The sequence below is a fragment of the Levilactobacillus zymae DSM 19395 genome (assembly GCF_001434115.1).
Classification (GTDB): Bacteria; Bacillota; Bacilli; order Lactobacillales; family Lactobacillaceae; genus Levilactobacillus; species Levilactobacillus zymae.
Genome location: NZ_AZDW01000021.1, coordinates 16,463 through 29,075 on the forward strand (window position 1 = coordinate 16,463; position 12,613 = coordinate 29,075).

At 55.7% G+C, this 12,613-nt stretch carries 9 protein-coding genes; 1 reads left to right on the forward strand and 8 read right to left on the reverse strand.

Going from position 1 to position 12,613, the window contains the following annotated elements; genetic code table 11:
- Positions 1-42 precede the first annotated feature (42 nt).
- The 3 genes from FD38_RS04755 to FD38_RS04765 all read right to left on the reverse strand — a co-directional run bounded on the left by FD38_RS04755 (position 43) and on the right by FD38_RS04765 (position 6,266).
- Entirely contained in the window at positions 43-2,175 is a 2,133-nt protein-coding gene (locus FD38_RS04755) for a lectin-like domain-containing protein (RefSeq protein ID WP_057731811.1), read from the reverse strand.
- A gap of 176 nt (positions 2,176-2,351) precedes the next feature.
- Positions 2,352-4,499, reverse strand: coding sequence for an L-type lectin-domain containing protein (locus FD38_RS04760; protein ID WP_057731813.1), 2,148 nt, complete (start codon positions 4,497-4,499; stop codon positions 2,352-2,354).
- Positions 4,500-4,688: 189 nt separating this feature from the next.
- On the reverse strand, positions 4,689-6,266 hold the full coding sequence (locus FD38_RS04765) for a peptide chain release factor 3 (RefSeq protein WP_057731815.1): 1,578 nt from the start codon (positions 6,264-6,266) through the stop codon (positions 4,689-4,691).
- A gap of 168 nt (positions 6,267-6,434) precedes the next feature.
- Here FD38_RS04765 and FD38_RS04770 point away from each other — a divergent pair, with 168 nt between their 5' ends.
- Positions 6,435-6,995: a hypothetical protein gene (locus FD38_RS04770; RefSeq protein ID WP_057731817.1), complete on the forward strand. Its 561-nt coding sequence runs from the start codon at positions 6,435-6,437 to the stop codon at positions 6,993-6,995.
- Positions 6,996-7,098: 103 nt separating this feature from the next.
- On the opposite strand, the gene FD38_RS04775 is transcribed toward FD38_RS04770, so the two are convergent.
- From FD38_RS04775 to ntdP, 5 genes are all read right to left on the reverse strand, one after another.
- The gene (locus tag FD38_RS04775; RefSeq protein ID WP_057731819.1) at positions 7,099-9,123 is read right to left on the reverse strand and encodes a CDP-glycerol glycerophosphotransferase family protein; all 2,025 of its coding nucleotides are present in this window, start codon (positions 9,121-9,123) and stop codon (positions 7,099-7,101) included.
- A gap of 14 nt (positions 9,124-9,137) precedes the next feature.
- Positions 9,138-10,022: a hypothetical protein gene (locus FD38_RS04780; RefSeq protein ID WP_057731821.1), complete on the reverse strand. Its 885-nt coding sequence runs from the start codon at positions 10,020-10,022 to the stop codon at positions 9,138-9,140.
- Positions 10,023-10,096: 74 nt separating this feature from the next.
- Entirely contained in the window at positions 10,097-10,513 is a 417-nt protein-coding gene (gene tagD / locus FD38_RS04785) for a glycerol-3-phosphate cytidylyltransferase (protein ID WP_057731823.1), read from the reverse strand.
- 121 nt (positions 10,514-10,634) lie between these two features.
- The gene (locus tag FD38_RS04790) at positions 10,635-11,759 is read right to left on the reverse strand and encodes an AI-2E family transporter (RefSeq protein ID WP_057731825.1); all 1,125 of its coding nucleotides are present in this window, start codon (positions 11,757-11,759) and stop codon (positions 10,635-10,637) included.
- Between the two features lie 209 nt (positions 11,760-11,968).
- A complete protein-coding gene (gene ntdP / locus FD38_RS04795) occupies positions 11,969-12,520 on the reverse strand; it encodes a nucleoside tri-diphosphate phosphatase (protein ID WP_057731826.1) in 552 nt (183 codons plus the stop codon).
- Positions 12,521-12,613: the final 93 nt, after the last annotated feature.

Sequence of the window (12,613 nt, forward strand, 5' to 3'; positions counted from 1 at the left end):
GACGGGGAGACACCGTTTTTTAGGCGCTAGTTGAAGTGGCGCTTAGGCGGGGGCGTCCGTGAGCGTCCAATCAATCTGCCCACTGTAGTCCCCACTCACCGCGTGACCGGCCACCGTTAGCTGGATACCGGTGTCGTCGGTCCAATCATCCACCACGTCGGTCACGTCTTGATTAGCGCTGGACTGGCCCTGATGAATGGTCGTGGGCGTGCCGTTCAGTTGGATCTGGCTTTGCCCGTCCGAATAGGTCAACCCGCCGGCTAGTTTCTGACCGTCGCTGGTGGTAAAGTCCCCCACGGCGGCTTGGAGGTGCCACTTCGCCCCGGCCGCACGGCTATCCACGACCCGCACGGACCAGTCGTTAGTCCGTTTGACCCGTTGAGTGCTACCCGTGAGCGTCGTTTGCTGGAAGGAACTTTGCTTGGCGACCTGGTCGAAGGTCAGGCCCCCGGTCACGTTAACGGTCGCCGTGATGGTGTTCGACCGGTTCCCATAATTATCTTCGACGTACAGGTCGATCGTGTTTTTCCCCACCGTTAAATCCTCGACGGCGGGCGTGTAACGGACCTTCCCACTCAGATTGTCGTCGGGATCGTCAATGGGTTCACCGGGCAGCGCCTTGCCGTTTAAGGTCGGGTGCACCGTCAAGTCAGCGTTGGTGATGGTGATGCCCTCGGGGACAAAGACCTGGGCCTTAATGGTGGTCGTCTCCCCCGCCGGAATCGTCACCGTGGCTACCGACGTCAACAGGAGATCAATATCGAGTTTCGGTTCAATGGTGAAGTGGACGGTATCGGTCGTGGTGACCCCGTTGACCGCGGTAAAGGTACTGGTCTTGGCCGCCACCTCGCTGGCCTGTTTCTGGTCGGCCACGGTTCCGGTCAACCGAATCTTCGCCGTCTGGTTCGTCGCCGAGAGCGCCGAGTCTAGTTTAAACGTGAGTTGGTTATCGGCCACCTTATCCGGGTCGACCGTCTGCCGGTCCCCGTTGGCGTAAGTCACGTTGATCTTCTCAAATTCTAAGTTGTCCGGTAAGTTAAGCTTAGCCGTCACGTCCTTCCAGTCCTGCTTGCCCCCCTCGTAGGTCAGGTCGTAGTCCAGTTGCACCTCGTGGGTTCCCCGGGTACTGGCGCCATCGGTCAACACCTTCCCCGTATTCAGGTCCGTAAGCGTTGCCGTGGCGTCGGTCTCGACTAGTCCGGGAACGTTTTCAAAAATCACCAAATTATTCGCGTAGCTACTCCCGGTCGCCCCGGTGAAGCCCCAGCGGACCTTCCCCGTCTGGTCGGGATCGACTACGGCCGGGTCGACCGTCACGGTCCGTGCCGTTCCCGTCTGCTCGTTGCCGGTCGTGGGGTCCTTGTCATCGAAGCGGTAGGTCATCTGCCGGGCCTGAGCGTCCCAATCCAGGGTCACGTGATGCCAGCTGCCGTTCGACAGGAGGTCGTTGCCCCCCGCGATTACGCCCTGGTGCGCTAACGTTGCGTAGTAGGCCGTCTGGGTAATAATCAGCCCACTGGTGGTTTTCACCAGCCGGTAGCTCTCGCCTTCGCCCGGATAGGCCGAGGCCAGGTGCGGCCCGGTCAACCCCACGTCAAACGAATCGGCCCCACCGGCCTTGCTATAGGTGTCCGACTTATTGAGATGCGTATCAAATTCCAACGCCCAACTGTTTTGAATCGCCAACTGGGCTAAGGCCGCGGGATCGGTCTGTTTGGTGTTTGTATCGACCGCCCAGACGCCCAGGGTCTCCCCGGAAATCTTCTTCCCGAAGCTGGGGGTCGCGGCCAACCCGCGGGAATCGTTTTGGAGCACAAACGCCATGCCATCCGCGGCGTTACCGGCCTTATTACCAAAGTACATCCACATGGACACGCTCTCGTCACGGTTCAGGTCAAAGGCGTTTTCGTCCGTGGACCAAATCGTCCCAAACTGATCCTTCGCATTAGTCACCATCACGGCCTGAGTCCCGGTCGTTTGGCCGTTGGTAGTGGTCACCACCTGGGCCTTGTTGTTGGCGGTCTCTCCCGGGGTAAAGATCTGATCCAACGCAATCCCCTGGGGAGCGGTCGCCAATGCATTGTCGTAATCCGCATCGGCACGAGCGAGCGTCAGGCCCACCCCTAACGTCAACAGCACGCTAACCACCGCCAATAATCCTGCTCGTAAGTTCATCGCCGACGCCCCTTTCTTATACTATAACCATTTTATACGATGAAATAGGTCAATTGTATTAGAAGGGTTCGCCGCCGCGGGGGCTGGTCAAAAATCATCAGCTCCGCTTCGATTTTTGATTAGCGCGGGTATTCAAAAAGGCCAAGGGGGGGCCCTTGGCCTTTCAGTGTCTGCTTCTAATGGGGCGCATCGTTTAACGACCAGTGCAGATTAGCCTGGTACTCCCCCGCCAGGGCCTGCGTCCCCAGGTGGAGGCTCAATCCGCGTTGCTGATTCCAGGTCGCGGCCACGTCAAACACCGGCTGGTCGTCCATCGCCGTGCCCCGGTGAATGGGGATGGGGTCAGCCGTGATGGCCGTGCGGTGTTGCCCGTCAACGTACATCAATTGCCCGTCCAACGGGTGATCATCGGCCGTGCGACGAAAGGGTGTCGCGGCGATCTGTAACTGCCACTTGGCCCCCGCCGCCCGAGTGTCGCGGACCAGGACCCGCCAGTCGCCCGCACGGCCCACACTGGCCGGGGCTTGCCCCGTTAGTTGGGTGGTTTGAAAGGCCTCACTATGAACCAGGTCTAACGATAAAGTCCCCACCACGTTCACGTCCACCTTAATGGTCGGAGAGGTGTTGCCGTAGTTGTCCCGGACCTTGAGTTGGACGTCGTTGTGGCCCCCCTTGAGCAATTTAGCCGCCGGCGTATACCGGACCGCCCCCGCAACCGGCTCGTCTAGCGGTTGGTCGGCCTGCTTGCGTCCGTTGACCGTGGCCTGGAGCCGTAACTCCCGGTTGGTCAGCTGAACGCTACTGGGCCAGGTGACCTGCCCCCTAATGGTCGGCGCGTCACCGTACTTGACCGTGGTTTTCGCGGGACTCTCCCGGGCTAAGTCCAACTGGTAATTCGGTACCAGGGTCAGCTTGGGCACCGCCGTGGTCGCAATCCCGTTGACCGCCGAAAAACTGGCGCGCGTGGCCGCGATTGGCTGAGGGCGCACGTCATTTTGGGTGACGCCGGTCAGGCGAATCGTGGCCTGATGATTCCGCATATTAAGGTTCTGGTCAAGGGTGGCCACCAAATGGCCGTCCTTCAATTGGGCCGCCGTCAGCGTCTGCCGGCGCTGGTTGGCGTACGTTACCTCGCCCTGCGTAAACTGGATGCGCTGGGGCAAGGCCACGTCTAACTGAACCCCCGCCCAATCCTGCTTCCCATCGTGGTAGTTAACCCGATACGTCAGCTCAACGGGCGTATCGCCGCGGACCTGCCCACCGGCCGTCACCGGTTGGTGCGTTGTCAGATCCGTCAAGGTCGCCTTAGCCGAGGCGTTCACCAGGCCGGGAACGCCCTCGAAGATGACCAGGTTATTGGCGGCCTCCATCCCGTTCGACCCGGTAAAGCCCCAGGTCGCCTTCCCCGTCTTCTCGGGATCGATCTTTTGCAGGTCGAGCTTGACCGCCTGCTGCTTTCCCGGCAAAGGTTCGCCGGTCTGGGGATCCTTATCATCGAACGTGTAGGTCATGGTCTGAGTGTGGCTCTGCCAGTCGAGGGTGATGTGGTGCCACTGGCCGTTTGCCAAGAGGTTTTTATCCCCCTGGATGGGCTGGACGTGATTCAAATTAAAGTAATACCGGGGCGTTTTGTCCCAGGCCAGTATTCCCGGTGTCACCCGGTTCACCTGATAACTCGCGGCATCCCCCGGGTAGTTCGACGCGATGTGGGGACCCTTCAACTTAGTGTCAAAGGACGTGCCCAGACCAGCGCCCGCATAGTCCGCGGTCTTATTCAAGAACGTGTCAAATTCCAACGCCCAACTATTCTGGATCGCCGTTGCGGCAATCGCCTGCGGGTCGGTCCGCGTATTCTGGTTGTCCACGCCCCAAACGCCCAGCGTTTCCCCGAAGATTTTATCCGTAAACTGCGGCATGGCTTTGAGCCCCCGCGGATCGTTATGGATCACCAGGGCCATCCCATCCGCTGCCTTTTCGCGCTTATCGCCAAAGTACATCCACATCGACGTGGTCACGTCGTGGGTCAAATCAAATTCGTTACCCGGTTGCGACCAAATCGTGCCCACCTGTTGCGGCGCACTGGTCACCAGCACGGCCTGGGTCTGGGACGCCGAACCTTTAGCGGTGATCACCTTCGCACTATTCTGCTGCTGACTGTCCGTCACTGACTCGCCCGTAACGAATGCGTTGGTCAGTGCGATTCCCTGTGGCGCCTTGGCGATAAACTCTTGGGCCGTCTCGGCGTGCACGCTGGTCACCGGTCCCCAGAAGCACACTAATCCCAATAACGCCAAGCAGATTCTCCCCGCATCCCGTAATTCCATGTTTCTTAACCCCTTTTCACTAACGTTACTTCAACGATAGCACGGGCTAAATTCCCATAAATTCACAAGGCTAAAACGGTTGGCTCTGCGGTTATTTTTGCGTTGACTTGTCAACTAACCCGGTGCCGCTACCATCAAAATAGCCCCCGTCAACGCGTTAATGCGTTGCCAGGGGCTACTCGTTTTAGTCTAAAGTTTTGACGTGAGGGTCACGTCCGGATACTTATCCTTGAACCAGCGTTCCGCAAATTGGTTTTCGAATAAGAACAGCGGTTGGCCTTGCCGGTCCTTGACCAGCAGGTTCCGGGAGGACGACATCCGTTCGTCCAATTGGTCGGGGTCGATCCACCGCGCCGTCTTCTTGCCCATCGGTTCCATGATGACGTCGGAGTTGTACTCGTTTTTCATCCGGAATTGGAAGACTTCGAACTGCAGCTGCCCAACGGCACCCAAGATGTAGTCGCCGGTCGAGTAGGCCGTGTAGAGTTGCACGGCCCCTTCTTGGACCAGTTGGTCGATTCCCTTATGGAAGGACTTCTGCTTCATCACGTTCTTCGCGGAGACCCGCACGAACAGTTCCGGCGTAAATTGTGGCAACTTCTCGAACCTAATATCCTTTTTACCGGTATAAATAGCATCCCCGATTTGGAAGTTCCCGGTATCGTACAAGCCGATAATGTCCCCGGCCACGGCCGTTTCCACGTTTTCACGCGTGTCGGCCATGAATTCCGTAACGTTGGAGAGCCGCAGCTTCTTGCCGGTCCGTTCCTGGATCACGTCCATCCCCCGGTCAAATTCACCCGAGCAGATCCGCACAAAGGCGATGCGGTCCCGGTGATGTGGGTTCATGTTGGCCTGAATCTTGAACACGAACCCGGAGAATTCCGGATCGGTCGGGGCCACGTCGCCGTCGGTTTCCGTCTGGTGGACCGCCGGCTGGGGCGCGTATTCCAGATAGGTGTCCAGGAAGGTCTGGACACCGAAGTTCGCTAACGCGGACCCAAAGAAGACCGGTGTCTGGTCCCCACTGGCAATTTTCGCCGCGTCAAACGGGTTCCCCGCCTCTTCGATCATTTGCATGTTTTCGCGGGCTTCGGTGTACCAGTCGTCTTCCTCTAAGGCGTTAGGCGTGACCAGGTCCCCGTCGTCGTTTAACGGCAGGTACTGGTTGCCCTGGGCGTCCTGGTGGAACAGGGCCACCCGGTGATGGTAGCGGTCGTACAGGCCCTTAAGTTCCTTCCCCATCCCGATCGGCCAGTTCATGGGGTACCCTTCGATGCCCAACACGTCTTCAAGTTCGGCGATCAGGTCCAACGGGTCACGCCCATCACGGTCCAACTTGTTCATGAAGGTAAAGATCGGAATGCCCCGCATCTTACAAATCTTGAACAGTTTCTTGGTCTGCGGTTCGATCCCCTTGGCGGAGTCGATGACCATGACGGCCGAGTCAACGGCCATCAACGTCCGGTAGGTATCTTCGGAGAAATCTTCGTGCCCCGGGGTATCCAAAATGTTGATGCGTTTGCCCTGGTAGTCGAATTGCATCACGGAACTCGTGACCGAAATCCCCCGCTTTTGTTCAATTTCCATCCAGTCGGACTTGGCAAAGTTACCACTCTTACGGGCCTTGACCGTTCCGGCTTCCCGCACGACGCCCCCGAACAGCAGGAGTTGTTCGGTAATCGTGGTTTTCCCGGCATCGGGGTGGGAGATAATGGCGAAGGTCCGCCGCTTATCCACCGCCGCTGCTAAATTTTTTTCACTCATAGTTCGTTCCTCACAGATTTTTAAGGTTTAAAAACACGTTAATAGACACAATGCTTTGATTTTAACACATAACCCCGGACAATTCACGAATTGCTCGGCGGCGTTTCCGCCATCCCCGGTTTAGTGGTATCATTATAAATTGAATTCTATCGGAAAACAGGTGAACTTATGTCGGCGAGTACCGAAATCATCCTAATTGAAATCGTCTTTAGTCTCGGCGCCCTGATCGCCCTCGGGGGACTGGTCGGGTTGATCTGGACCAAGCGCCACCACCAAGCGCTCCGGCCGGCAATGACCGTGATTGTTTGCGGGGTGGGCATTGTGATTATCGCCAGCCTCTTGAACGTCCTGCTGTTCAAGTCCTACGCCGGGGTGCGGGTCAAGAAAAATCAATACTACGAAATCACCAGTCTGACCACCAACATGCACGCTTCCCTGGCCAGCAGTCAGGCGCCTAACCAGCCAGTCACGCCCCAGGCCAAGAAGGCCAGCCGCAACGTGACCTACCTAATCGATCACACGGGTCAACCCGCGCGGTCCAAGCGTTGGGCCCAAGCCGCCCAGACGCAACTGACCCGGCGCAAGGCCCCCAACGTCGCGCTGGTCAAACGCAACTACCAAAAGATTCTGCATCAGTATTTCCAAGGCATCACCTCATCGGCCAAAACGGTGACCAAACTGGAAACCCACGCCGTTGACCGCGTGAACCAGGCCCCCAAAACAAAATAGGCGTCACTAAAACCCCGTCATTGCGCTCGATGCAATGACGGGGTTTTTAAGTGGTAATTAGCCATAAGATTGATTCACGCTTAAAGCCAACCGTGACACCGGGTTAGCCCTGGTTTTCGATCTGTTGGACCACGTAGTTCACGACCTTTAACGAACTCAGCCCGTCGTCGATCGCACAGAACCGGCGGTAGAAGTCCATGAACTTCGGATCGTCGCTCATGTCCGGCGTCTGTAACTTGTCACCGATCATGGTCAACAATTCCTTTTCGTTGTGGGCGATTTCCCCCGGCAAGTCCCGTTCGTAATCCAGGTAGAAGCCCCGCAGTTCGTCCTTGTACATGTGGTAATCGTACGGGTAGAACAGGATGGGCCGCTTGAGGTAGGCGTAATCGAAGAACACGGACGAGTAGTCGGTGATCAACATGTCACTGATCAAGTAGAGGTCCGAAATGCTGGGGTGGTTCGACATGTCGTACACGAAGTCCTCGTACCCGCTGATGTCTAAAGCGTTAGAGATCAGGTAGTGCATCCGCAGGACCAACACGGCGTCGTCGCCAAACTTTTGTTTGAAGTCGTCTAACGAGAACGGCAATTCAAAGGTGTACTTCCCCTTCTCGGCGAACTGGTTGTCCCGGTAAGTCGGCGCGTACAAGACGACCTTCTTATCCAACGGAATCCCCATCTGGGTCTTTAAGGCCACGATGTCCTCGGCACTGCTGTTGATCAGTTCGTCGTTCCGGGGATAGCCGACCTTTAAAATCTGGTTGTTGAACCCGAAGGCCGACCGGAAGATCTGCGTGGAGTAGTCGTTAGGCGAGACCAACGCGTCCCACCGGTTGGCTTCGCGCACGAAATTAGCGTGGTACTTGGTGGTCGTGGTGCCAGGCATCGACACGTTTTCGATGTCGAGGCCCAACTTCTTCAGCGGCGTTCCGTGCCAGGTCTGGATGTAGGTCACGTAGTTGGGTTTCTTGACCCAGGCCGGGAAACGCGCGTTACTGATCCAGAACGTGGCCTTTTCCAACGTCCGGACCCACTTGGCCGTGCGCCGCACCACGAACGGAATCCCGTTTTGCTTACAAAACTTCTTCTGGGTCCGGTCGATCGACCAGACGAAGCGGAAGCCGGGATAAAGTTGCGTGAACAACTGGTAGATGGCGTACGGCGAATCACTGACCTGCCGACCCCCGAAACTTTCGAAGATCAGGGTCGGTTGGTCGTAAGCCCGGTGGCCGCGCTTAAACAACCGCCGCATGTACATCAAGTTGACCTTTTCCATCAGGACGCTCAACAGATGCGTCGCGCCGCCGACCTTGTTGGGCAGGTGTCCCAGCCGTTCGGGTAACGACGGGGCCGCCATTTCGCGGATCTGAATGCCGTTGTTGAACCGCTTTTCGATCACGACCAAGCGGTGATGCCCGGTGATGGCTTGGGTGACCTGTCCGGCCAACGACTTGCCCAGGATCACCCGTTGTTCGAGGTCCTGACCGTCCACCGTCGACCGGATGAACAGTTCCTGCTTACTGTTAGACGCCAGGTCGCTTAACGGGATTATCCCGCTAAACAGCCCGTGCAAGCCCATCTTGGTGATGGGCCATTCGGCGGTCCCCTGATCTTGACCGTTCTTTAGGACCAGCCGTTGATTTTCAATCTTACGGTTGTTGATCCGGTTAGGCCCCGTGATTTGGAGCTGGTCGTTCTGTAAGTTAATCGCACTGATGGCAAATTCATCATCGGGTTGATTGGTGTGGAGGTTAAATAACGCCATGCCGTTAGCGTCACTGTTTAATTGATAAAAGCTGGTCAACGACAACTGATGGCGGTCGCTGAGGTATTCACTTTCGACCTGAATCAGGCCCCGGGTATCCTGTTGCTGGAGGTTCAAGTACAGCTCCCAACTAAAGTCCCCCTGGGTACTGCCCGGCACCTTTAAGTCGTTGGCGTTAAGCCGTACCCGCACCACGCCGGCACTAATGACCTTGGTGATGGGTAAGGTCAACGACACTTGGGTCTGCTTCTCCAGAAAGGTGACCACTAAGTCGTCAAACGGTTCCGGCACGTCGATCAATTCGAGTTCGAGTTCCTGTAATTTCTTTTTATGATGTAATCCAGATAAAATCGCACGCACGATGGAATAACTCCTTAGTAATTAAAGATTAACTGGTGAGGCATTTGCGGGGACAACACGGCGTTGACCGCCAGATCCACGTAAAGTTGGGTCTGCGGCGTCATGAAGTGGTCCAGCACCGTCTGGTAGAAGGCATAGACGTCGTTGAACCGGTGGTAGGTGGCGTAGACCAACACGCTGTGGTAGGTCTCCGTGGCCGTGATCATCTCGGTATGGTCCACGCTCTTAGCCAGCGTCCGGTCGCGCTTACGCTTCGACATGTTATTGAGTGCCGCGACTTCCTTGGCGCTGCTAAATTCCGTGGCAATCATCGCCGAATCCGCCCCTAAGTTGTAGACGTGTTCGACCTGGCGCTGATGACGCGTCAAGCGAAGCGTGGCTTCCCCCTGCGCGTTTAGCAGGTAGCTGGTCTGCGCGACGCCATCTTGAAACTTCGCGACTCCCACGACCTGCCCGTGTAAATCGTAAGTATCGACCTGCGTCAATTGATCGTCGTGGTATTGGCGTAACACCATCGGCGTGTGGTCGTCTAATTGTTGCAATTCGGCGATCAGGTGCCCATGGTCTAAGTACCGGCGTAACTGTCCCTGTTGGTCGGCAAAGACCCGTTCTTCATACGCCGTTAAATCCAGGGCGTGGCGGTCCTCAGCACTGAGGGCCAAGCCGGCCTCCTGTGCGTAAAGTTCCGCAATCGTGATAATGCGCACGTGACTGAAGCGTTCGTCGTCACGCGCCAACCGTTCGATGAACTGCCGCACTTCCCAGGCGGCGTCAAAGTCCACCAGGGCGACGAGTAATTTAATGGTGACGTTTTGTTGAAGGGCCGCCTTCAATTGCTTGGTAAAATTGGGCTTATGAAGGCCGTCCAACGACGTCACGAGAAATATAATTTGCTGCACTGCTGTTCCCTCCGTTTGCGCTGGTCACTATGAAAAAATCCCTAGTCAGCGACTAAGGATTTTAGGACCATCGACTAATCTTCTTCCTTCCAGGCTTCGTCGTCCGCTAAGCCCAAGTCGTGCTTGATCTTAGTGGTCGAAATACCTTCGGTCCGGGGCAGGTAGATGACTTCACAGTAGTCCTTCAAGAAGTCGAACTTCCCTTTCCAGTCGTCACCCATCACAAAAATATCGATGTCGTTGTCTTGAACGTCACGAATCTTCTGGTCCCAACCCTTTTCAGGGATGACCCGGTCAACGTAACGGATAGCTTCGAGAATGTATTTCCGGTCTTCATAGGACGTGTAAGCCCGCTTACCCTTTTCGGCATTGAATTCGTCGGAAGATAAGCACACGGTCAAATCATCGCCCAAGGCCTTGGCGCGCTTCAATAACCGGATGTGCCCCTTGTGGAGCAAGTCAAACGTTCCGTACGTAATTACTTTTTTCATGTAGAATCTCCTACTTATCTGGTAATTTCCCGACAGCCGTCGGGGGCATAATAAAAATCCAATAACAAAGTAAATAGTAGCATATTCAGCGGTGACGTCAACTTCTAACCGCAAACGTTAGTTATTTCTTGAGATTTTCCCGACCGGTCGCCGGGTGTTCAAGCTGCCAAATGCTGTAAAGATACTGCACCACGGTCTTGACCACCGCGTACAACGGAATGGCCAGAATCATGCCCAACAACCCGGCAATGTTGCCCGCCGCCAGTAAAATAATGATAATGGTCAGCGGGTGAATCCGTAACGTCCGGCCAATGATGTTGGGGTAAACCAGGTTGCCGTCGATCTGCTGCACGACCACCACCACGATGATCACGTAGAGCACCATGTTGGTGCTGATGGTAAAGGCCACGATCAACGCCGGCAAGATGCCCAAGTAGGGCCCGACGTAGGGAATCAGGTTGCACAACCCGGCGAACACGCCCAGTAACAACGCGTATTTTTCCCCAATCAGCATGTAGCCCAGGGCCGTAAACGTCCCGACAAACAGGCATTCCAGGATCTGACCGCCGATGTAGCGGGCAATCGTGGCGTTCATCCGGCTCAACAGTTCCAGGGTCTGGTCGGCGTGCTTAGCCGGCAAGAGTTTGCGGATGGCCGGCATCAATTTCTCGCCGTCCTTTAACATGTAAAACAGCATCACCGGGACGGTCACGGCGGTCACCGTCACCGACGTCACGGTCCCCACCACGGTGCCGATTCCCGAGGTGATGCCACTCATGACGCTCTCCGCGTACTTGGCCAGTGAATCCTGGAGCTGGGTCAGATATTTGGAGAAGTCAATCTGCTGGAGCCACGGATGATTGGCAGCCTGCTTTAGGACCGCCTCACTGGACCGCGCAAAGTCGGGGATGTTGCCCACCAGATTGGTAATTTGAGAAACTAACTTCGGCACCACCCAGGCCGCCCCGTACCCAATCACGGCAATTAACCCGATAAAGACCACCGCCACCGCAGCGGTCCGGTTAAAGTGTAGCCGTTTCCAGTGCACCCGTTCCAGCAGTTTGACCAGCGGATTTAGCAGGTAAAACAGGATGCCGGAGAGCAGCAACGGCGTAAAGATCACCGACAGGAAGATGCCAATCGGTGAGAAGAGAAAGCTAATCTGGGTGCACACCCAGATCAACGTGGCCACGATCAAGAGTTCGACGGACCAAAAGAGTAGTCGCGAATTTGCTAACCATTTCATCGGCAAACCTCCTTGTTTTAACTGGGGCGCTAACCTGACGCCCACGTTAGGTCCATTCTACCAAGTTTAGGCTTTAAAAACCGCTAATCCGGCTGCCTTTACTGACGCAACGCCATAAAAAAGGAGCGCTCCCGCTTACGGAAGCGCCCCGGTGGTCCGGAAGACAACTCATAACGATCCGTCGCTTGTGATCTCCAGGTCTTAGCGGCCTAGTGGGACCGGCGCAACAGCTCTTGATAACGTTGATACCATAAATCAACGTAGGCCTGAGAAAACGGCCCCTTATGGTGATTGATCCAATCGACCAACGTCAACACGTTGGCCTTCAAGATCCGATCAGTCTCCTCACCGTAATGCCAGCGTTGACTGAAGTCCTCGTATTCGTCGACGTCGAGCAATCGTTTCTCGCCGTCGGGAAAGACCTTCACATCCAAGTCATAATCGATGTATTTCAACGCTTCTTTATCCAAAACATAGGGGGAAGCCAGATTACAATAATACGACACCCCGTTGTCCCGAATCATCGCGACGATATTGAACCAGTAATGCTTGTGAAAATAAACGATGGCGGGTTCTCGCGTCACCCACCGCCGCCCGTCGTCCTCAGTGACCAGGGTGTGGTCATTGACGCCGATCAGGGCATTTTCGCTTGTTTTGAGTACCATGGTATCGCGCCAAGTTCGATGCAAACTTCCATCATGCTTGTAGCTTTTGATCGTAATGAAGTCGCCTTCCTTAGGTCCTCTAGCTTCGCGCGTCATGTCTATAACCCTACTTTCTAAGTAACGGGTAATCATAAAAAATTCACTCAATATTATACCAGATTCGCCATTATTAATGAATACCTTTAGCCG

Coding starts and splice junctions, on each gene's coding strand:
- FD38_RS04755 (WP_057731811.1), bottom strand. CDS start 2,175: ATGAACTTACGAGCAGGATTATTGGCGGTGGTTAGCGTGCTGTTGACG.
- FD38_RS04760 (WP_057731813.1), bottom strand. CDS start 4,499: ATGGAATTACGGGATGCGGGGAGAATCTGCTTGGCGTTATTGGGATTA.
- FD38_RS04765 (WP_057731815.1), bottom strand. CDS start 6,266: ATGAGTGAAAAAAATTTAGCAGCGGCGGTGGATAAGCGGCGGACCTTC.
- FD38_RS04770 (WP_057731817.1), top strand. CDS start 6,435: ATGTCGGCGAGTACCGAAATCATCCTAATTGAAATCGTCTTTAGTCTC.
- tagD (WP_057731823.1), bottom strand. CDS start 10,513: ATGAAAAAAGTAATTACGTACGGAACGTTTGACTTGCTCCACAAGGGG.
- FD38_RS04790 (WP_057731825.1), bottom strand. CDS start 11,759: ATGAAATGGTTAGCAAATTCGCGACTACTCTTTTGGTCCGTCGAACTC.
- ntdP (WP_057731826.1), bottom strand. CDS start 12,520: ATGACGCGCGAAGCTAGAGGACCTAAGGAAGGCGACTTCATTACGATC.